General features: G+C 54.0%; 18 protein-coding genes. 5 read left to right on the top strand and 13 right to left on the bottom strand.

Annotated elements, in window-relative coordinates:
• Window positions 1–8: 8 nt before the first annotated feature.
• From nuoH to lrhA, 9 genes are all read right to left on the bottom strand, one after another.
• Window positions 9–986 (bottom strand): NADH-quinone oxidoreductase subunit NuoH, encoded by a 978-nt coding sequence (gene nuoH / locus QEN32_RS07175; protein WP_000118515.1) that lies wholly within the window; start codon window positions 984–986, stop codon window positions 9–11.
• Entirely contained in the window at window positions 983–3,709 is a 2,727-nt protein-coding gene (nuoG, locus tag QEN32_RS07170; protein WP_001518099.1) for an NADH-quinone oxidoreductase subunit NuoG, read from the bottom strand. The genes nuoH and nuoG overlap by 4 nt, the downstream gene beginning before the upstream one ends.
• Before the next feature lie 30 nt (window positions 3,710–3,739).
• Complete coding sequence (gene nuoF / locus QEN32_RS07165; RefSeq protein WP_000800048.1) at window positions 3,740–5,077, bottom strand: NADH-quinone oxidoreductase subunit NuoF; 1,338 nt, start codon at window positions 5,075–5,077, stop codon at window positions 3,740–3,742.
• Window positions 5,074–5,574, bottom strand: coding sequence for an NADH-quinone oxidoreductase subunit NuoE (nuoE, locus tag QEN32_RS07160; RefSeq protein WP_000545038.1), 501 nt, complete (start codon window positions 5,572–5,574; stop codon window positions 5,074–5,076). Before nuoE ends, nuoF begins: the two co-directional genes overlap by 4 nt.
• A 2-nt stretch (window positions 5,575–5,576) precedes the next feature.
• Window positions 5,577–7,379 (bottom strand): NADH-quinone oxidoreductase subunit C/D, encoded by a 1,803-nt coding sequence (gene nuoC, locus QEN32_RS07155; protein ID WP_000247855.1) that lies wholly within the window; start codon window positions 7,377–7,379, stop codon window positions 5,577–5,579.
• 86 nt (window positions 7,380–7,465) lie between these two features.
• A complete protein-coding gene (nuoB, locus tag QEN32_RS07150; protein WP_000386728.1) occupies window positions 7,466–8,128 on the bottom strand; it encodes an NADH-quinone oxidoreductase subunit NuoB in 663 nt (220 codons plus the stop codon).
• Window positions 8,129–8,143: 15 nt separating this feature from the next.
• A complete protein-coding gene (nuoA, locus tag QEN32_RS07145) occupies window positions 8,144–8,587 on the bottom strand; it encodes an NADH-quinone oxidoreductase subunit NuoA (RefSeq protein ID WP_000062993.1) in 444 nt (147 codons plus the stop codon).
• Between the two features lie 394 nt (window positions 8,588–8,981).
• Entirely contained in the window at window positions 8,982–9,134 is a 153-nt protein-coding gene (locus tag QEN32_RS07140; protein ID WP_001121022.1) for a hypothetical protein, read from the bottom strand.
• A gap of 79 nt (window positions 9,135–9,213) precedes the next feature.
• A complete protein-coding gene (gene lrhA, locus QEN32_RS07135; RefSeq protein ID WP_000606288.1) occupies window positions 9,214–10,152 on the bottom strand; it encodes a transcriptional regulator LrhA in 939 nt (312 codons plus the stop codon).
• 933 nt (window positions 10,153–11,085) lie between these two features.
• Here lrhA and alaA point away from each other — a divergent pair.
• Window positions 11,086–12,300: an alanine transaminase AlaA gene (alaA, locus tag QEN32_RS07130; protein WP_000074540.1), complete on the top strand. Its 1,215-nt coding sequence runs from the start codon at window positions 11,086–11,088 to the stop codon at window positions 12,298–12,300.
• A gap of 93 nt (window positions 12,301–12,393) precedes the next feature.
• Window positions 12,394–12,993 (top strand): 5'-deoxynucleotidase, encoded by a 600-nt coding sequence (yfbR, locus tag QEN32_RS07125; RefSeq protein WP_000813882.1) that lies wholly within the window; start codon window positions 12,394–12,396, stop codon window positions 12,991–12,993.
• A gap of 90 nt (window positions 12,994–13,083) precedes the next feature.
• Here the strand turns inward: yfbR and QEN32_RS07120 are convergent, their stop codons facing one another.
• From QEN32_RS07120 to yfbV, 4 genes are all read right to left on the bottom strand, one after another.
• Window positions 13,084–14,910, bottom strand: a complete 1,827-nt coding sequence (locus QEN32_RS07120) for an SLC13 family permease (protein WP_001012857.1) — start codon at window positions 14,908–14,910, stop codon at window positions 13,084–13,086.
• Between the two features lie 76 nt (window positions 14,911–14,986).
• Window positions 14,987–15,664 (bottom strand): sugar phosphatase, encoded by a 678-nt coding sequence (locus QEN32_RS07115; protein WP_077907360.1) that lies wholly within the window; start codon window positions 15,662–15,664, stop codon window positions 14,987–14,989.
• Window positions 15,657–16,151, bottom strand: coding sequence for a YfbU family protein (locus tag QEN32_RS07110; protein WP_000426135.1), 495 nt, complete (start codon window positions 16,149–16,151; stop codon window positions 15,657–15,659). Before QEN32_RS07110 ends, QEN32_RS07115 begins: the two co-directional genes overlap by 8 nt.
• Before the next feature lie 82 nt (window positions 16,152–16,233).
• Window positions 16,234–16,689 carry a terminus macrodomain insulation protein YfbV gene (gene yfbV / locus QEN32_RS07105; RefSeq protein ID WP_000106617.1) on the bottom strand — a complete coding sequence of 152 codons (456 nt, stop codon included), beginning with the start codon at window positions 16,687–16,689 and terminating at the stop codon, window positions 16,234–16,236.
• 339 nt (window positions 16,690–17,028) lie between these two features.
• Between yfbV and ackA the strand changes: the two genes are divergently transcribed.
• From ackA to yfcC, 3 genes are all read left to right on the top strand, one after another.
• Window positions 17,029–18,231, top strand: a complete 1,203-nt coding sequence (ackA, locus tag QEN32_RS07100; RefSeq protein ID WP_000095689.1) for an acetate kinase — start codon at window positions 17,029–17,031, stop codon at window positions 18,229–18,231.
• 76 nt (window positions 18,232–18,307) lie between these two features.
• Complete coding sequence (gene pta, locus QEN32_RS07095) at window positions 18,308–20,452, top strand: phosphate acetyltransferase (RefSeq protein ID WP_000086692.1); 2,145 nt, start codon at window positions 18,308–18,310, stop codon at window positions 20,450–20,452.
• 217 nt (window positions 20,453–20,669) lie between these two features.
• Window positions 20,670–22,190 (top strand): putative basic amino acid antiporter YfcC, encoded by a 1,521-nt coding sequence (gene yfcC, locus QEN32_RS07090; protein ID WP_000117932.1) that lies wholly within the window; start codon window positions 20,670–20,672, stop codon window positions 22,188–22,190.
• Window positions 22,191–22,214 lie beyond the last annotated feature (24 nt).

Raw genomic sequence — 22,214 nt, 5'->3', positions numbered from 1 at the left:
TGTGTCCCTTATTGCGCCTGCCACAGAATGACAGCCGCCGTTACCAGCAAGTTGATGAGCGTCAGCGGCAGGCAAACTTTCCAGCCGAAGGACATTACCTGGTCATAACGCGGACGCGGTAACGACGCACGAATCAAAATGAACATCATCATGAAGAACGCGGTTTTCAGCGCGAACCAGACGAATGGCGGTAAGAACGGGCCATGCCAGCCACCGAAGAACAGCGTTACCATCAGCGCGGAAACGGTGACGATACCGATGTACTCCCCCACGAAGAACAGACCGAATTTCATACCGGAATATTCGATGTGGTAACCGTCCGCCAATTCCTGCTCGGCTTCCGGCTGGTCAAACGGGTGACGGTGACAGACCGCTACGCCCGCGATGGCGAAAGTAACAAACCCAAAGAATTGCGGAATCACGTTCCACAGATGCGCCTGGTTATTGACGATATCGGTCATATTAAATGAACCGGCCTGCGCCACCACGCCCATCAGGGAAAGACCAAGGAACACTTCGTAGCTCACCGTCTGGGCAGACGCGCGCATCGCGCCCAGCAGCGAGTATTTGTTGTTGCTCGACCAACCGGCGAACAGCACCGCGTAAACTGCCAGACCGGCCATCATCAGGAAGAACAAAATCCCGATGTTTAAATCGGCCACCACCCAATTAGGGCTAACCGGCACAATGGCGAAGGAGAGCAGCAGCGAAGTAAACGCGATCATCGGCGCCAGGGTAAAGATGACGCGATCCGAGAATTTCGGGATCCAGTCTTCTTTAAAGAACATCTTGATCATATCCGCGACCAGCTGGAGCGAGCCGCCCCAGCCAACGCGGTTTGGTCCATAACGGTTCTGGAACAGACCCAGCAGACGACGTTCGCCAAAGCTCATGAAGGCCCCGCAGGTGACGACCACCAGCAGAATCACCACCGCTTTGAGAATGCTCAGCAGGATCTCAATCAGATCCGGTGTAATCCAACTCATTGTTGCGCCTCCCGCAGATCCTCAAGACGCGCGCCAGCCAGAACCGGCGCGATGCCAGGCATACCCATCGGCAGCCCTACCTGCCCTGCCGCTAACCCTTCAGAGATTTCAACCGGCAGCGTCACCGTATTGCCATCGTAGCTAAAGGAGACGCGCGTCCCGGCATTGACGCCCAACTTCGCGGCATCCGCCGGGTTAAGTTTGATATACGGCTGCGGCATACGGCTCTGGAAGACCGGAGAACGCTGAGACAATTCGTCGCTGCCAAACAGGTGGTAATACGGCGCAATACGCCACTGACCGTCCTGCGCCTGGAAGCTTGCCGGCACGGTAGTGAAATAATCCAGACCGCCCTCAGTCGCTTCAATCAAACGCACGCCCGGATCGCCGTGACGCAGTTTGCCGCCCACTTCATCCTGGAATTTGTTCCACGCCTGCGGGGAGTTCCAGCCCGGCGCCCAGGCGAACGGAATTTCAGATCGCGGGGCAGTCGGTTGGTTATTCCCTTCCATCGAGAAGGCGAACATGGTGTCTTTATCCTGCGGCTGACGTGGTTCATGCACGCTGATATTGGCGCGCATCGCCGTACGACCGCTGTAACGATGCGGTTCGCGCGCCAGCTTCTGCCCACGAATGCGGAAGGTCGCATCCGGCGCGGCGTCCTTAATGCCGGCAAATTGCGGCATGGCGGCAATGACCGCGTCGATCACGTGGTCAAGCTGAGTCCAGTCCACTTCGCGGTTTTCGACGGTGCTGTGCAGCGAATGCAGCCAGCGCCAGCTTTCCAGCATAATCGTCTTGTTATCGTAGTAGGCCGGATCATAAACCTGGAAGAAGCGCTGCGCGCGGCCTTCGTTGTTGATGACCGTACCATCGCTTTCGGCGAAGCTTGCCGCGGAAAGCACCAGATGAGCATTTTCCATAATCGCCGTGCGCTGATGGTCAACCACCATTACCAGCGGCGCTTTGGCGAGCGCAGCGTTCACGCGCGTAGCGCTTGCATGACGGTGGAGATCGTTTTCCAGCACCACCACCGCGTCCGCACTGCCGGTTTCCAGCTCGCCCAGCGCATCATCAAGCGAACCGCCGCCCATCATACCCAGCCCCATGCTGTTCACGGAGCGGGCAATCATAGTAATACCGACGTCGGCGCCACGGCCTTTCAGCGCTTTCGCCACGTTAGCGGCCGCCTGAATCACCTCACTGCTACCGGCGTTAGTGCCGGAGATAATCAGCGGTTTTTTCGCGCCGGCCAACGCCTGCACAATGACATCAATTTTGTTTTGCAAGTCGCTGTCGATACCGTCAACCGCAGGCGCTGTATTGTCCAGCGCATGGGCAATCGCAAAGCCCAGGCGCGCCTGATCTTCCACCGGCGCGCGATAGGTCCAGGCGGCGATATCATCCAGACGGGTGTCGTCCACGTTGGTCACGAACAGCGGATGTTTGGCACGCTGGCCGATGTTAAGGATGGCCGCAATCTGCCAGTCGGCCACTTTCTGCGCCGCCGCCATTTCACGCGCTTTACCCTTCACCGCCTGACGTACCGCCAGCGCAACGCGCGCGCCGGTCTGGGTAACGTCTTCGCCCAAGACCAGTACCGCGTCATAAGATTCGATTTCCCGCAGCGCCGGGGTGTAAATTCCGCCTTCACGCAGCACCTTCAGCGCCAGTTGCAGACGCTCCTGCTCGCCGCGCGCGATACCGGTGTAGAAGTTTTCCGCACCAACCAGCTCACGCAGCGCAAAGTTGCTCTCAATGCTGGCGCGTGGCGAACCGATACCGATCACTTTCTTCGACTGGCGCAGAATATCCGCCGCGCCCTGCATCGCCTGCTCGGCGTTGAGAGTAATAAAGTCATCGCCGCGGCGCTGAACCGGCTGACGCGGACGGTCTTTCAGGTTCACATAGCCATAGCCGAAACGACCGCGGTCGCAGAGGAAGTAGTGGTTAACGGTACCGTTGTAACGGTTTTCGATACGGCGTAATTCGCCATAGCGCTCGCCCGGGCTGATGTTACAGCCGATGGAACACTGCTGGCAGATGCTCGGCGCAAACTGCATGTCCCATTTACGGTTGTAACGCTCGGAGTGCGTTTTATCGGTGAAGACGCCGGTCGGGCAAATCTCGACCAGGTTACCGGAGAATTCGCTTTCCAGCGTACCGTCTTCCGGACGCCCGAAGTAGACGTTGTCATGCGCGCCATAGACGCCCAGATCGGTGCCGTCGGCATAATCTTTGTAGTAACGCACACAACGGTAGCAGGCGATGCAGCGGTTCATTTCGTGCGAGATGAACGGCCCCAGATCCTGGTTGCGGTGGGTACGTTTGGTGAAACGGTAGCGGCGGAAACTGTGCCCCGTCATCACGGTCATATCCTGAAGATGGCAGTTACCGCCCTCTTCACAGACCGGACAGTCGTGCGGGTGGTTAGTCATCAGCCACTCCACCACGCTTTCACGGAACTGTTTCGCTTCTTCGTCGTCAATAGAGATAAAGGTACCGTCGGTGGCTGGCGTCATACAGGACATCACCAGGCGACCACGCGTATCTTCCGCGTTTTGGTATTGCTTCACCGCACACTGGCGGCAAGCACCGACGCTTCCCAGCGCCGGGTGCCAGCAAAAATACGGAATATCAAGGCCGAGGGACAGACATGCCTGTAGCAGGTTGTCCGCGCCGTTGACCTCGTATTCTTTGCCGTCTACATGAATCGTAGCCATTAGCATGCTTCCAAATTAAAAATCGTTAACTCACCAGCGCTCTTTGAGCAGGTTCGGCTGAATACCATTGATTAAATGGGTATTGCTGAACGGCTGCTTGATGCCAGCTTCGAATTCTTCGCGGAAATACTTAATTGCGCTTTGCAGTGGCTCAACCGCGCCCGGCGCATGCGCGCAGAAGGTTTTACCCGGTCCGAGGAAACGACACAGTTGCTCAAGTGTCTCGATATCCCCCGGCTGGCCTTCGCCACGCTCCAGCGCGCGCAGAATTTTCACGCTCCACGGCAACCCGTCGCGGCATGGCGTACACCAGCCGCAGGATTCGCGGGCAAAGAACTCTTCCAGGTTACGCACCAGCGACACCATGCCGATTTCGTGGTCTACCGCCATCGCCAGCGCGGTGCCCAGACGGCTGCCTGCTTTACCGATGCTTTCGAACTCCATCGGCAGGTCAAGATGCGCCTCGGTCAGGAAGTCGGTTCCCGCCCCGCCCGGCTGCCAGGCTTTGAATTTCAGGCCATCGCGCATACCGCCCGCGTAGTCTTCGAGGATCTCGCGCGCGGTGGTGCCGAACGGTAATTCCCACAGTCCCGGATTCTTCACGCGGCCTGAGAAGCCCATCAGCTTGGTACCCGCATCTTTGCTTTTCGAAATGTTCTGGTACCACTCCACGCCGTTGGCGAGGATTGCCGGGACGTTGCACAACGTTTCGACGTTATTCACACAGGTCGGTTTGCCCCATACGCCGGAGGTCGCCGGGAAGGGCGGCTTGGAGCGTGGGTTCGCGCGGCGGCCTTCGAGGGAGTTAATCAGCGCCGTTTCTTCACCACAGATGTAACGCCCTGCTCCGGTGTGGACAAACAGTTCAAAGTCGAACCCGGTGCCCATGATATTTTTGCCAAGCAGCCCGGCCTCGGTTGCTTCAGCAATCGCACGGCGCAGATGTACAGCCGCTTCGATATATTCGCCGCGCAGGAAGATGTAACCACGATACGCTTTCAGCGCGAACGCGGAGATCAACATACCTTCCACCAGCAGGTGCGGCAGTTGTTCCATCAGCAGACGGTCTTTATAGGTGCCCGGTTCCATTTCATCGGCGTTACACAGCAGGTAACGGATGTTCATGGATTCATCTTTCGGCATCAGGCTCCACTTCAGACCGGTGGAAAAGCCCGCGCCGCCGCGCCCTTTCAGACCGGCGTCTTTTACCTGGCTGACGATTTCATCCGGAGACAGGCCGGTCAGCGCCTTACGCGCGCCTTCGTAGCCGTTTTTGCTACGATATTCATCCAGCCAGACCGGCTGTTTGTCATCGCGCAGACGCCAGGTCAGCGGATGGGTTTCGGGAGTACGGATAACGTTTTTCATTTATACCGCTCCAGTAGTTCAGGAATGGCTTCCGGGGTCAGATGGCTGTGAGTATCCTCATCAATCATCATGTTCGGCCCTTTATCGCAATTCCCCAGGCAGCAGGTCGGCAGCAGCGTAAAGCGACCATCAAAGGTCGTCTGCCCCGGTTTGATGTTGAGATTTTTTTCCAGCGCGGCCTGAATCCCCTGATAGCCGGTGATATGGCACACCACGCTGTCGCAGTAGCGAATCACGTGGCGACCGACCGGCTGACGGAAGATCTGGCTGTAGAATGTGGCGACGCCTTCGACGTCGCTCGCCGGAATACCCAACACATCGGCAATAGCGTAGATCGCGCCGTCCGGCACCCAGCCACGCTGCTTCTGAACGATTTTCAGCGCTTCAATGGACGCCGCACGCGGGTCTTCGTAGTGGTGCTTCTCGTGCTCTATCGCTTCACGCTCTGCCGCACTCAGCTCAAAAGCCTCGGTTTGTGGTTGTTGATTCTCGTGCATAATTAGCGGTCCACATCTGACATAACAAAATCGATACTACCCAGATAGACAATCAGGTCGGAGACCAGGCTACCGCGGATCGCCGAGGGAATCTGCTGCAGGTGCGCAAAGCTCGGCGTGCGCACGCGGGTACGGTAGCTCATAGTGCTGCCGTCGCTGGTCAGGTAGTAACTGTTAATCCCCTTCGTCGCTTCCACCATCTGGAAGGACTCCTGCGCCGGCATCACCGGGCCCCAGGAGACCTGCAGGAAGTGGGTGATCAGGGTTTCGATATGTTGCAGCGTGCGCTCTTTCGGCGGCGGCGTGGTCAGCGGGTGATCCGCTTTGAACGGGCCTTCCGGCATGTTATCGAGGCACTGCTGAAGAATGCGCAGACTCTGGCGCAGCTCTTCCACTTTCAGCATCACGCGGGTATAGCAGTCGGAAACGCCGCCGCCCACCGGCACTTCAAAGTCAAAGTTTTCGTAGCCAGAGTATGGACGCCATTTACGTACGTCGAAGTCGATCCCGGTCGCGCGCAGCCCTGCGCCGGTGGTGCCCCACTCCAGCGCCTCTTTCGCGCCGTAAGCGGCAACGCCCTGCGAACGCCCTTTCAGAATGGTGTTACGCAACGCGGCTTTCTCGTAAGAATCCAGACGCTTCGGCATCCACTCAAGGAACTCTCGCAGCAGGCGATCCCAACCGCGCGGCAAGTCGTGCGCGACGCCGCCGATACGGAACCAGGCCGGGTGCATACGGAAACCGGTAATGGCTTCCACCAGGTCATAAATTTTCTGCCGGTCGGTAAAGGCAAAGAAGACCGGCGTCATCGCGCCGACGTCCTGAATAAAGGTCGAGATGTACAGCAGATGACTGTTAATGCGGAACAGTTCGGAGAGCATCACGCGGATGACGTTCACACGATCCGGGACGGTGATCCCTGCCAACTTTTCTACCGCCAGCACGTACGGCATTTCATTGACGCAACCACCGAGGTATTCGATACGGTCGGTATAGGGAATGTAGCTATGCCAGGACTGGCGCTCGCCCATTTTTTCGGCGCCGCGGTGGTGATAGCCGATATCCGGCACGCAGTCGACGATTTCTTCACCGTCAAGTTGCAGGATAATACGAAACGCACCGTGCGCAGACGGGTGGTTCGGGCCGAGGTTGAGGAACATAAAGTCCTCGTTGTCAGTCCCGCGCTTCATCCCCCAGTCTTCCGGCTTAAAGGTCAGCGCTTCCATCTCCAGATCCTGCTTGGCTTTGGTCAGCTCAAACGGGTCGAATTCGGTCGCGCGCGCCGGATAATCTTTACGCAGCGGATGGCCTTCCCAGGTTTGCGGCATCATGATGCGCGTCAGGTGCGGGTGGCCTTCGATATCAATACCAAACATCTCCCAGGTCTCACGCTCGTACCAGTTGGCGTTAGGGAAAAGTTTAGTGAAGGTCGGCACGCGCAGGTCGTTTTCAGACAACGCCACCTTGAGCATGATATCGCGATTACGCTCAATGGAAATCAGGTGGTAGAAAACGGAAAAATCCGCGGCGGGTAACCCGTCACGGTGCGTACGCAGGCGTTCATCCATGCCGTGTAAGTCAAACAGCATGACGTAAGGTTTCGGCAGTTTCTTTAAGAAATCGCCAACCTCCAGTAGTTGTTCACGCTTGACCCAAACAACGGGGATACCGGTGCGGGTCGCCTGAACGGTAAAGGCATCCGGCCCAAAACGGTTGCGCAGTTCGCCGATAACCGGATCATCAAGATGATCGCGGGTACTCCATGCAGCGTCTTGCGCGGTTAAGTCGGTCATATTGTTCACCATTGCAAATGGTCCGTGGTGGTCGGCAGTGCTTCGCGCTATTAAAATAGTGGTTAGCGAAGTGAAGTGCTGCTGCCGACAGGCGCAAATTAAATCTCGTCCGGGGTACGCAGGTTCGTGACGGCAATACGCTCGCCGCGTTTACGTTCGCGTTCTGGCTGCATATTGGCGCGATACACGCCCTGATCGCCCACCACCCATGAGAGCGGACGGCGCTCTTTGCCAATCGATTCTTGCAGCAGCATCAACGCCTGCATATACGCTTCCGGACGCGGCGGACAGCCAGGGATATACACATCCACCGGGATGAACTTATCAACGCCCTGCACTACCGAATAAATATCGTACATGCCGCCGGAGTTGGCGCAGGCGCCCATAGAAATGACCCATTTTGGCTCCAGCATTTGGTCATACAGACGCTGAATAACCGGGGCCATTTTGGTAAAGCAGGTACCGGCCACCACCATCAGGTCAGCCTGACGTGGCGACGCACGCAGCACTTCCGCGCCGAAACGGGCAACGTCATGCACTGCGGTAAAAGAGGTCACCATCTCTACATAGCAGCAAGAAAGGCCGAAGTTGTAGGGCCAAATTGAGTTTTTACGGCCCCAGTTAACCATGTCATGCAGTTTGCCCATGAACACGTTTTTGTTAACTTCCTGCTCCAGGGGGTCGGTTACGATCTCCTGTTTTTGCAGGGGGTAACGGTCATTCTCACCGTTAGGATCTATGCGGGTGAGCGTATAATCCATCTTAATGCCTCGCGGTTAGCGTTGACGATTAGCGATACTGTTCGTTTCCGGGTTCATACGCTCGCGGCGTGAACGCGCGGGCGTCCAGTCCAACGCGCCAATACGCGCCAGATAAACCAGACCAGCCAGTAACACAAAAATAAAAATTGCAGCTTCCACAAAGCCAACCCAGCCGCTTTCGCGGATAGAAGTCGACCATGCGAACAGATACAGCGCTTCAACGTCGAAGATAACGAAGAACATGGCTACCAGGTAAAACTTGGCAGACAGGCGTAAGCGGGCGGTGCCGACCGAGTCGATACCTGATTCAAACGGAACGTTCTTGTGCCTCGCGCGTGCGCGACCGCCCAAAAACCAACCGCCTACCAGCATCAGGCAGCACAGGCCAATGGCAACGATAAGAAAGATAGCGAATGCCCAGTGATGAGCGATGACTTCAGTGGATGTTGACATACTCATTGCTTACTCATCAAAAGTAGCGCCAGTTTCTCTGCTCTTTACGGCAGATGGGCGCCACATCGATTCATGGGGAGGAATAAAAAAAACCCTACAATTACTGTAGAAAATGATAAAAACAGCTAATTGATGTGGTTTTTTACTCCTTTCTATAACCTTTTGTCAACTTTAACAAAAGTTCCTTCACATTAATTTACATCAATTCATCACCATTAACATTAAGTGCCATCCTGGAGAAAATGACTCTTCGGCCAGGGGGGATTTTATGTTGTTGAATCGTGTCCGTTGTGAAGCAAAAGAAATAACACACACCTATTTTGACAGGAATTTGTGAAGATGCCTCCCCCTAAATGGGAGTATTTTCTTGATCTGTGACACGCTTTTGTTAATTCACCCCCTAAAACAGCAACAATTTCTCTAGTTTTTTAACATGCAAATTCATAAAATGGATGTTCTGGTTATTTTTTACCCACATTGAACTGCGAATCGCTACTGGCTGATTTACCGCAACTTTTACAATTTGTGCGGTTAAGCGCGTACAGATGGGCACAAAAAAAGAGCCACTGAGCGTTTTTTCATCGCCAGCGGCTCTTTTTTACATTTACGACTTAGCGCCTTTTGCCTGCGAGCTACTCAAAACCCCCTTCCACCATCAGCGGATCATCTCCGCCCTCTGCAGAAAACTGGTTGTAATGCCATGGGTTTTGATAGCTTTCCATCGCATGGAAAATCACCATCGCCAGCTCGTTCTGGCTATTGGGATCGCGGCACAACAGATATTCCGTATCCGGCAAAGGCGGTAATCCGTCTGCGGCGCCCAGCACGCGAAGGTCGGGACTCATCATTTCGACAGGTCGAGCCGTTACGCCAAGACCGGCTTTAACGGCCGCGCGTACCGCCGGTAATGTAGACGCCACATAGGCCAGCCGCCAGGGAATACCCGCTGCATTTAGCGTCTCCAGCACCATATCGCGGAATGGGCTGGGATCGTCCAGCAGGACTAATGGTACGGGCTCTCCCCTTTGCAAAACATACTCAGCCGCACAATACCAATGGGTGGGCGAGGTCCGCAAATTCAGACAGTCCAGCGAATGAGGTTGGTTAGTCGTCACCACCAAATCTACTTCCTGCGATTTAACCATGTCCACCATATAGGCGTTGCGTTTTACCCGTACATCAAGCGCGAGTTTCGGATAAACCGAGCTGATTCGGCTAAGCAAAAAAGGCAGGATAGTATCAGCTGATTCATCAGAAGCGCCGATTGTTAACACTCCCTGAAGATTACTGAACATTAATGATGAACACGCCTCATCATTAAAACGCAGGATTTTTCTGGCGTACCCCAGAAGCTGGATACCGTGTTCGGTCAAAAGTTTGTTACGGCCATGGCGGGCGAACAATTCCTTTCCCACGAGTTGCTCAAGACGCTGCATTTGCTGACTGACCGCAGACTGAGTACGACATACCGCCGCCGCCGCCGCGGCGAAGGTGTTCAGATCGGCAACGGCCACGAACGTTCTCAGCAGATCGAGATCGAGGTTAATTATCGGACGATTTGCATTTATCATAATTTTTCACTTACTGGCGGGTCATATCGGGCTGACCTGGTTAATGCTGTGCATTCAGAAACAAGCAATTCCATTTGTAATGTGCATCCTTCGCAGTACCGCCTGGTTACCCAGGTAAATGTTAGAATGTAATTGAAAATACGACCAAAACACTTCTCTTACTTACTGATATAATACCAAATGCAACTGATTGGGATATATCAAAGAGAATGTGTCATACCTTTAGGCGTCTACAGATTTCTGCTAATGATGGACGTGTAAATCTTGTAACAAGCGTCAAATAGTTTACCGAGACGCACAGATACAAAAAACAATATATTGAACAATAGGTTATGTATAAAATCGCGTCATGAAAATTAGCAGACAACGCAGACTACGCCCCCGTTTCGGATCATTATCTTAACCTAAAACCGCTATATTTATAAGTATTATTACGAATAATCTTAATCTTGGATATGTTATACTAATCGGACCAGAAAGATATTATTACGACTTTAGTAAATGCTTTTTAAATATTAAATAATAATTAATTAAGATTTCTACCATTCATTAATTATACTTAACAATAGTTTCACACCCCCCGCCGCCGGAAAGGTCTAACCTTCTCATTTTACCTTTAATACTCAGTATTTCCGAAATAGCCAGCGCGACACTAATGATGAATGCTTATCTCTCATAAAACAGATAATTTCTGACAACATAAAAAACCACATTACGCGCAATCATATAGAATAAAACACTATACATACAGACAAAAATAGAAAATGCATCTAACCAAATGATTTTATGAAGTTTTAAACAGCACGAAAGCGCGTTAAAAATAAACAAAATCTTCTTCTGTTCACTCTTCAAAACTCACCGTCGTGGGAGTACATTGTTTCGTGCTGACTTCCACGGCAGGGAGTGGCAATAACAGCTAAAAGGTCAAGATTCATGTCCCCCATTGAAAAATCCAGCAAACTCGAAAATGTCTGTTATGACATTCGTGGCCCCGTTCTGAAAGAAGCGAAACGCCTTGAGGAAGAAGGTAATAAAGTTCTTAAACTGAATATCGGCAACCCCGCCCCCTTCGGATTCGAAGCGCCGGACGAAATTCTGGTCGATGTCATTCGTAATTTGCCGACGGCGCAAGGATATTGCGACTCGAAAGGGCTTTATTCCGCCCGTAAAGCGATTATGCAGCATTATCAGGCCCGTGGAATGCGCGATGTAACCGTGGAAGATATCTATATCGGTAACGGCGTTTCCGAGCTGATCGTTCAGGCGATGCAGGCGTTGCTTAACAGTGGCGATGAAATGCTGGTTCCCGCGCCCGATTATCCGTTATGGACAGCGGCGGTATCGCTCTCCAGCGGCAAGGCGGTACATTATCTTTGCGATGAATCTTCCGACTGGTTCCCGGACCTTGACGATATCCGCGCCAAAATCACCCCACGTACGCGTGGTATTGTCATTATTAATCCAAACAACCCTACTGGCGCCGTCTATTCTAAAGAATTGTTGATGGAAATTGTCAACATTGCGCGCGAGCATAATCTCATCATCTTCGCCGATGAAATTTATGACAAGATTCTCTATGACGATGCCGAGCATCACTCTATCGCCGCACTGGCGCCTGATCTGCTGACCATCACCTTTAATGGGTTGTCTAAAACCTATCGCGTCGCCGGCTTCCGCCAGGGCTGGATGGTGCTGAACGGGCCGAAAAAACATGCGAAAGGCTATATTGAAGGGCTGGAGATGTTAGCCTCAATGCGCCTGTGCGCCAACGTCCCGGCGCAACATGCTATTCAGACCGCGCTCGGCGGCTATCAAAGCATTAGCGAATTTATTCTGCCGGGCGGTCGACTGTATGAACAGCGTAACCGCGCCTGGGAGTTGATTAACGATATTCCCGGCGTTTCCTGCGTAAAACCGCGCGGCGCGTTGTACATGTTCCCCAGGATCGACGCTAAACGTTTTAATATTCACGACGACCAGAAGATGGTGCTGGACTTCCTGCTACAGGAAAAGGTGCTGCTGGTGCAAGGTACCGCCTTTAACTGGCCGTGGCCGGATCACTTCCGCATTGTGACGCTACCGCGTGAAGATGACCTGGAGATGGCCATCAACCGCTTTGGGCGTTTCCTCTCAGGTTACCATCAATAATCTTAAATTCAGGCTACTTCGGTAGCCTGAATTGCATCTTCATCCCCCTCCCCGCACAATGAAGTCTGCCGCAGTGAAAACAAAAGGTAATCTATGAAGCAGAGCCATTTTTTCGCCCATCTCTCCCGCATGAAGTTGATTAACCGCTGGCCGCTGATGCGTAACGTGCGTACGGAAAACGTCTCCGAACATAGTCTGCAGGTGGCGATGGTCGCCCATGCGTTGGCGGCGATAAAAAACCGTAAATTTGGCGGTCAGCTCAATGCTGAACGCATCGCGCTTCTGGCGATGTATCATGATGCCTCGGAAGTACTGACCGGCGATCTGCCGACGCCGGTAAAATATTTTAATTCCCAGATAGCCCAGGAATATAAAGCGATCGAAAAAATCGCCCAGCAAAAGCTGGTTGATATGGCGCCGGATGAATTACGCGATATTTTCGCACCGCTTATTGATGAGAATGCCTGGAGCGAAGAAGAACAGGCAATCGTAAAACAGGCCGATGCGCTTTGCGCCTACCTGAAATGCCTGGAAGAGCTCTCGGCGGGAAACAATGAGTTTGGACTGGCAAAAACGCGGCTGGAAAAAACGCTGGAATTACGTCGCAGCCAGGAGATGGACTATTTTATGGCGGTGTTCGTACCAAGTTTCCATCTCTCTCTTGACGAGATAAGCCAGGATTCACCGCTTTAGTTGCCGGATGGCGGCTAACGCCTTATCCGGCCTACCGTTCTTCCCGTAGGCCTGATAAGCGTAGCGCCATCAGGCCTTTTCCAGCCTGGGTTAAAACGGAAACAACATCGGAATCATCACAATACAAACCGCCATCACAATAAGCGTGAACGGCACGCCAAGCTTCACAAAATCGCTAAAGCTATAGTTTCCCGGCCCCAGAACCAGAGTATTGACCGGCGATGAAACCGGCGTCATAAAGGCGGCGGATGCCGCCATCGCCACCGCCATCGCAAACGGATAGGGCGACACCCCCATCGATTTCGCCGCCGCCAGCGCAATCGGCGCCATCAGCACCGCCGTTGCCGTGTTAGAAATGAACAGTCCTATGACGGCACACAGCACGAACAGGCATCCCAGCATCATATACGGCCCATAGCCGCCGCCGATATTCATTAACCCTTGCACGACCAGAGAGACGCCGCCGGTTTTTTGCAACGCCTGCGCAAACGGCATCATACCCACAATCAAGATAATGCTCGGCCAGTGGATCGCTTTATACGCGCTTTCAGCATCAATACAGCGAAATTTACCCATCAGCAGGCAGGCGATAATCGCCGCGATCGGGTTGGGAATTTCATCGGTCAACATCAGCGCCACCATCAGTACCAGGCAGAAAATGGCGTGCGGCGCCTGGCTGTGCGCAGGAGAGGCTTCGCTGACCTCGACCGGCATATTCAGCACCACAAAGTCGCGGCCTTTTTGCCCCAGCAGGCTGATTAACTTCCAGTTCCCCACGACCAGAATGATATCGCCCATCAATAACGGCTCATCGGCCAGCGACCCTTCCAGCGCGACGCCGTCGCGTTTCAGGCCGACCACATTCAGCCCGTAACGTGTACGGAAGGCGATTTCACGCACCGACTTGCCTATCAGTTCAGACTCCGGAATAAGCGAAATTTCCGCCATGCCAACATCCAACGCCTGATCGGAAAAATATTCTCCACGCAATACCATCGGTTCCAGCAGTTGCTCGGCGCAGAACTCTCTGAGGTCAACCTCCGCCGCCGACATATCAATCAGCAGAACGTCGCGAGCGCGAAACTCCGATACGCCGTTCACATTGACGATAACCCGCCGAAAGCGCCGCCAGCGTTCAACGCCGATGACATTGGCGCCGTAACGTTCGCGCAGTTTAAGGTCGTCCAGCCGCTGTCCCACCATCGGCGAACCGGGGCGAATCGCCAGACGCCGAGCGCGCCCCGTCAGACGGTACTCGCGGATAAGATCGCGGAAAGTGCGACGCTTACCGGCCTGTTGTCCGGGCGCATCGCCTTTTAGCATGAAGCGCATCACCAGCATATAAACAATGCCGAGCGCCAACACCACTATCCCCAGCGGCGTCACGCTAAAAAAGTTGAACCCGTGCAGGCCTTCACGCAGCAGTTCACTGTTAACCACCAGGTTCGGCGGCGTCGCCACCAGCGTCATCATTCCGCTGATAAGCCCGGCAAAACTCAGCGGCATCATCAGGCGCGAAGGCGAGGTCTGCATATGCATAGAAACGCTAAGAACAACGGGGATAAAAATCGCCACCACGCCGGTTGAACTCATGAAAGCGCCAAGTCCGGCGACGGTGATCATCAGTAAAACCAGCATTTTGATTTCACTGCTGCCCGCCATTTTAACCAGCCAGGTACCGACCACCGTCGCAACGCCGGTGCGCACGAGGCCGTCGCCAATAATAAATAAGGCGGCGATAAGAATGACATTCGGATCGCTAAAGCCGGAGAAGGCTTCCGGAAGGGTCAAGGTACCGCTAAGGACAAAAGCAACAATGACGAATAAAGCCACCGCATCCATACGTACTTTGCCCGTCGCAAACAACACGACGGCAATCGCCAGTAAAGAGAGAACCCAAATCAATTCACCGTTCACAACATATCCTTGTCAGATGAGAAGATAACGCGATTCTGCCATAAATATGCCCCGCCAAAGCGGGGCGATATCATGATCAGGTCTTTCTTAACACCACCACATCGCCGTTTGGTTGTTTAGCGACCGATAATTGCGTCAGGCTATCCAACGCAAAATCAACATCCGCCAGACGCGGCGTGTCGGCCGGCGCATTGACCGCAATGACGTGGCAGCCCGCAGCCAGTCCGGACAGCACGCCAGCCGGGGCATCTTCTACTACGACGCACTCCTGAGGGGCCAGGCCAAGCAGTTGTGCGCCCAGCAAATACGCATCCGGCTCCGGTTTGCCGCGTTTGACTCGTTCGGCGGTGACAAACACCTCTGGCGCTGGAAGGCCCGCGACCTGATGGCGCGCACGCGCGACCGGCATTGAACCGGAGGTGACGATAGCCCACGGAATGCCCGCTTTATTCAGGTGATTGAGTAAATCGACTGCCCCCGGCAGCGCGGTGATCCCTGCGGTTTCAGTGGCTTCTATTTGCTCCAGGCGCGTAAACTCAGCGGCAATTTCCGCCTCCGATTTACCCGCCATAAAATGCCGCAACGAGGTGATCGCCTGTTTGCCATGAATAAAGCCCAGCACATCATCATGAGCAAGGTTAAAACGATCGGCCCAGCTACACCACGCGCGTTCAACGGCAGGTAATGAGTCAACCAACGTTCCATCCAGATCAAACAGAAAACCTTTACACTGCACGCGAGCCTCCTCAGGCATTAATGATTTGATTGATTTCATTCGCGCTCAGGTGGTACTGACGCGGGCAGGCATGCCAGACATTCAACATCCGCTGGTATTTTTCCCACATCGGCGTCTGGGCATTAAAGCCGTGTGTCCCGGCGTCAAAGTGAGTGTAGCGTCCTTCTATATTCACCATAAAACGGACATAGCCGAGGTAACGCGCTTCCGTCGCGGCGTCAAACCCCAGGAAGGTGACGCGACGTTCGTCGATGGCTTGCGTATCTTTGAGGTTGGTCCAGGAGACGTGCAGCGCATGGTACATCTCCATAATATCGATGATGGTACGACAGGTCTCTTCCGTCAGCTCGCCAAACTCGCGATCCAGCTCGCGCATCTGCAGGCCGTAGCCGCGTTCAATAATTGTTTGTAAGCGACGGTAACGCTCGGCGTTGGTGGGATCGAGCATCGTCATCATTTTGTACTGGTTAGACAAAATCAGACGTTGCGCGTTGGTCATTTCCATTTTGAACTCCTGTATCACGCTATGGCGATGAAAAAAAGAAGGCATTGGTATGCCTTCTTTTATATGCGTAATCCGGGGTCAATTACAAATCATCCAGGAAAGTTTTATCCAGTTGTTTGAAGGCGCGCTTAAGCGTGTCAGCTAATGCCTGGTAATCCGGCTTTCCTTCTACCGGCGCCAGCGCTTGTCCAGCCTCCTGCAATTTACCGCGAACTTCGTAAAACCAGTTAAGGATTGAAGGCGGCAATGGCGTCACAGAACGTTTCCCTAACCACCATAATCCCTGCATAGGCAAGCTCAGGGCGAACAGGGCGGTCGCCACGGCCGGACCTAACTGACCGCCCAGCGCTATCTGCCAGCATAATGTAAAAACGGCGACAGGCGGCATAAATCGTATGGCATAGCGCGTCATACGAATGACGCGGTTTTCGACGAAAACGGGCGCCAGCCGCTTTTCCATCGGCCACGTCTTCGCGTAGTGCTGCCCCCGGCGAAATAAGCTAAAAAAATTTACGGAGCGATTATCCGGTGTCGACATGGCCTACCTCAACTTCACATATAAAATTTAAAAAATTTGTGCAAAACAACAACTGCGAGGGACAACGTTCAAAACATTTTGTCTTCGATACCCACTATCAGGTATCCTGTGTCGGCCTGTCAAAGGCCGGTAGTTTAAAATCATTGAGTCGTCAATATTACACATAGTATGCCATTGGCTGAAAAATACGCAAAATGGCATAGACTCAAAGGTATTTCTTCCATCATGCCCAAAAAAACTCCTGCGCATGATGTTAATCATAAATGTCAGGGCTATCATGCGCTACGCTCTATGGCTCACTGACGTTTTTTTAGCCACGTATCATAAATAGGTACTTCCATGTCGAGTAAGTTAGTACTGGTTCTGAACTGCGGTAGTTCTTCACTGAAATTTGCAATTATTGATGCAGTTAATGGTGATGAATACCTTTCTGGTTTAGCCGAATGTTTCCATCTGCCAGAAGCACGCATCAAATGGAAAATGGACGGCAGTAAACAAGAAGCGGCTTTAGGTGCAGGCGCCGCTCACAGTGAAGCGCTGAACTTTATCGTTAACACTATTCTGGCACAAAAACCAGAACTGTCTGCGCAGTTAACTGCAATTGGTCACCGTATCGTACACGGCGGCGAGAAGTATACCAGCTCCGTAGTCATTGATGAGTCCGTCATTCAGGGCATCAAAGATTCCGCCTCTTTCGCACCGCTGCATAACCCGGCTCACCTGATTGGTATCGCCGAAGCGCTGAAATCTTTCCCGCAGCTGAAAGATAAAAACGTTGCAGTATTCGACACCGCCTTCCATCAGACCATGCCGGAAGAATCTTACCTGTATGCCCTGCCGTACAGCCTGTATAAAGAACACGGCGTTCGTCGCTATGGCGCACACGGCACCAGCCACTTCTATGTAACTCAGGAAGCGGCAAAAATGCTGAACAAGCCGGTAGAAGAACTGAACATTATCACCTGCCACCTGGGCAACGGCGGTTCTGTTTCCGCTATCCGTAACGGTAAATGCGTGGATACCTCTATGGGTCTGACCCCGCTGGAAGGCCTGGTCATGGGTACCCGTTCCGGCGATATCGACCCTGCGATTATCTTCCACCTGCACGACACTCTGGGCATGAGCGTGGATCAGATCAACAAAATGCTGACCAAAGAGTCCGGTCTGCTGGGTCTGACTGAAGTGACCAGCGACTGCCGTTATGTTGAAGACAACTACGCCACCAAAGAAGACGCTAAACGTGCGATGGACGTTTACTGCCACCGCCTGGCGAAGTACATCGGTTCTTACACCGCTCTGATGGACGGTCGTCTGGATGCAGTCGTGTTCACCGGCGGTATCGGTGAAAACGCCGCGATGGTTCGCGAACTGTCTCTGGGTAAACTGGGCGTGCTGGGCTTTGAAGTCGACCACGAACGTAACCTGGCGGCCCGCTTCGGCAAATCTGGTTTCATCAACAAAGAAGGTACCCGTCCGGCGGTGGTGATCCCAACCAACGAAGAACTGGTTATCGCGCAGGACGCGAGCCGTCTGACTGCCTGATTTCACACCGCCAGCCTCGCTGGCGGTGCTGTTTTGTAACCCGTCTCCAAAAGACGGTAACGAAAGAGGATAAACCGTGTCCCGTATTATTATGCTGATCCCTACCGGAACCAGCGTCGGCCTGACCAGCGTCAGCCTCGGCGTCATCCGTGCTATGGAACGCAAAGGCGTTCGTCTGAGCGTCTTTAAGCCTATCGCCCAGCCTCGCGCTGGCGGCGATGCGCCTGACCAGACCACCACTATCGTTCGCGCGAACTCTACCCTGCCGGCGGCTGAACCGCTGAAGATGAGCCACGTTGAATCTCTGCTCTCCAGCAATCAGAAAGACGTGCTGATGGAAGAGATCATCGCGAACTACCATGCGAATACCAAAGACGCGGAAGTGGTGCTGGTTGAAGGTCTGGTTCCGACCCGTAAACATCAGTTCGCTCAGTCTCTGAACTATGAAATCGCGAAAACGCTGAATGCGGAAATCGTTTTTGTCATGTCTCAGGGTACCGACACGCCAGAACAGCTGAACGAACGTATCGAACTGACGCGCAGCAGCTTCGGCGGCGCGAAAAACACCAACATCACCGGCGTTATCATCAACAAACTGAATGCGCCGGTTGATGAACAAGGCCGTACTCGCCCGGATCTGTCGGAGATCTTTGACGACTCTTCCAAAGCGCAGGTGATCAAAATCGATCCTGCTAAACTGCAGGAATCCAGCCCGCTGCCGGTTCTGGGCGCGGTGCCGTGGAGCTTCGACCTGATTGCGACCCGCGCTATCGATATGGCGCGTCACCTGAACGCCACCATCATTAACGAAGGCGATATCAAAACCCGCCGCGTTAAATCCGTTACGTTCTGCGCGCGTAGTATTCCGCATATGCTGGAACATTTCCGCGCAGGATCGTTGTTAGTGACCTCCGCTGACCGTCCGGACGTACTGGTCGCAGCTTGCCTGGCCGCGATGAACGGCGTAGAAATCGGCGCCCTGCTGCTGACCGGCGGCTATGAAATGGACGCGCGCATTTCTAAACTGTGCGAACGCGCATTCGCCACCGGTCTGCCGGTCTTTATGGTGAACACCAACACCTGGCAGACTTCGCTGAGCCTGCAAAGCTTCAATCTGGAAGTCCCGGTTGATGACCATGAGCGCATCGAGAAAGTTCAGGAATACGTCGCGAACTACGTTAACGCTGAGTGGATCGAGTCGCTGACCGCCACTTCCGAGCGTAGCCGTCGTCTCTCTCCGCCGGCGTTCCGCTACCAACTGACTGAGCTGGCGCGTAAAGCCGGTAAACGCGTAGTGCTGCCGGAAGGCGACGAACCGCGTACCGTCAAAGCGGCGGCAATCTGCGCTGAACGCGGCATCGCCACTTGCGTACTGCTGGGCAACCCGGATGAAATCAACCGCGTCGCGGCATCTCAGGGCGTTGAGCTGGGCGCAGGTATTGAAATCGTCGATCCGGAAGTGGTGCGTGAAAGCTATGTCGCTCGCCTGGTTGAGCTGCGTAAGAGCAAAGGCATGACCGAACCGGTTGCCCGCGAACAGCTGGAAGACAACGTGGTGCTCGGCACGCTGATGCTGGAGCAAGACGAAGTCGACGGCCTGGTTTCCGGCGCGGTTCATACCACCGCCAACACCATCCGTCCGCCGCTGCAGCTTATTAAAACGGCGCCGGGTAGCTCCCTGGTCTCTTCTGTGTTCTTTATGCTACTGCCGGAACAGGTTTACGTTTACGGCGACTGCGCAATCAACCCAGACCCGACTGCAGAGCAGCTGGCAGAAATCGCGATTCAGTCTGCGGATTCCGCCATTGCCTTCGGTATCGAACCGCGTGTGGCAATGCTCTCCTACTCCACCGGCACCTCTGGCGCGGGCAGCGACGTAGAGAAAGTACGTGAAGCGACGCGTCTGGCGCAGGAAAAACGTCCTGACCTGATGATCGACGGTCCGTTGCAGTACGACGCCGCGGTCATGGCTGACGTAGCGAAATCCAAAGCGCCGAACTCGCCGGTTGCGGGTCGCGCTACCGTGTTCATTTTCCCGGATCTGAACACCGGTAACACCACCTACAAAGCGGTACAGCGTTCTGCCGACCTGATCTCCATCGGGCCGATGCTGCAGGGTATGCGCAAGCCGGTGAACGACCTGTCCCGTGGCGCGCTGGTTGACGATATCGTCTACACCATCGCCCTGACGGCAATTCAGGCTTCTCAGCAGCAGCAGTAACAGTAAAAGCTAATGCCGGATGGCGGCGTGAACGCCTTGTCCGGCCTACAGGTGAGATACCGTTGTAGGCCGGACAAGACGCGTTAGCATCGCCATCCGGCATTCTGCTATTTACCCTACAAAGCGGAATTTTTTGCTTAACTGCGCTGCATCAATGAATAACTATTCCCTTCTTCTCATACTTAGCCTCTTTGCTTTGCAACAGGGATAGTCTGTCATGTCTGTCGTTACAGAATCAAAAACAGCCAGAAAATGGGCAATGCCCGATACGCTGGTCATCATCTTTTTTGTCGCCATTTTAACCAGTATCGCCACCTGGGTCGTCCCCGTTGGGATGTTTGATAGCCAGGAAGTGCAGTATCAGGTCGATGGTCAGACAAAAACCCGCAAAGTCGTCGACCCGCACTCTTTTCGCATTGTGACCAATGAGGCCGGGGAAGCGCAGTATCATCGCGTACAATTTTTCACTACCGGCGATGAAAGACCAGGGCTGATGAATTTTCCGTTTGAAGGGTTAACATCCGGATCGAAATTCGGCACTGCCGTCGGCATCATTATGTTTATGTTGGTGATTGGCGGCGCATTCGGCATCGTGATGCGTACCGGCACCGTGGATAACGGCATTCTGGCGCTTATTCGCCACACGCGGGGCAACGAAGTCCTGTTTATTCCGGTGCTATTTGTCCTCTTTTCGTTAGGGGGCGCCGTATTTGGCATGGGCGAAGAGGCGGTCGCCTTTGCAATTATCATAGCCCCGCTGATGGTCAGGCTGGGCTATGACAGCATTACCACCGTCCTGGTGACCTATATCGCCACCCAAATTGGCTTTGCCAGTTCGTGGATGAACCCTTTCTGCGTAGTCGTCGCCCAGGGGATTGCCGGCGTGCCGGTACTTTCCGGCTCCGGGCTGCGTATTGTGGTCTGGATTGTCGCCACGCTGATTGGGCTGGTTTTTACGCTGGTCTATGCCTCACGCGTGAAAAAGAATCCGCTGCTGTCCCGCGTCCACGAATCCGATCGCTATTTCCGCGAACAGCAGGATGAAGTCGTCCAGCGCCCTTTCACCTTCGGCGACTGGCTGGTACTGCTGGTCCTGACCGGCGTAATGATTTGGGTCGTCTGGGGCGTGATTGTCCACGCCTGGTTTATTCCGGAGATCGCCAGCCAGTTTTTCACCATGGGCGTGGTGATCGGCCTCATCGGCGTTATCTTCCGCCTCAACGGTATGACGGTCAACGTGATGGCGTCCTCATTCACCGAAGGGGCGAGGATGATGATCGCGCCCGCCTTGCTGGTGGGTTTTGCCAAAGGCATTCTGCTGCTGGTCGGCAACGGCGAAGCCGGGGAACCCAGCGTGCTCAATACGTTGCTTAACAGTATCGCGCATGGCATCAGCGGGCTTAATAATGCTATCGCCGCCTGGTTTATGCTGCTCTTCCAGGCGGTATTTAATTTCTTTGTCACGTCCGGTTCGGGCCAGGCGGCGTTAACCATGCCATTACTGGCGCCGCTCGGCGATCTGGTCGGCGTTAACCGTCAGGTGACTGTTCTGGCCTTCCAGTTTGGCGATGGCTTCAGCCATATTATCTATCCGACATCGGCCTCGCTGATGGCCACGCTGGGCGTGTGCCGGGTCGATTTTCGCAACTGGCTGAAAGTGGGGGCGTCGCTGCTGGGACTACTGTTTATTATGTCCAGCGTGGTCGTCATTGGCGCGCAGATGATGGGATATCATTGATCCAAAATGCCGGATGAGCATCAG

Origin of the sequence: Salmonella sp. SA14318, assembly GCF_029866905.1 — a bacterium.
In the GTDB taxonomy this organism is placed as follows: domain Bacteria; phylum Pseudomonadota; class Gammaproteobacteria; order Enterobacterales; family Enterobacteriaceae; genus Salmonella; species Salmonella enterica.
Note: the sequence above shows the minus strand (reverse complement) of the source record. Positions and strands in the feature narration are given on the sequence as shown.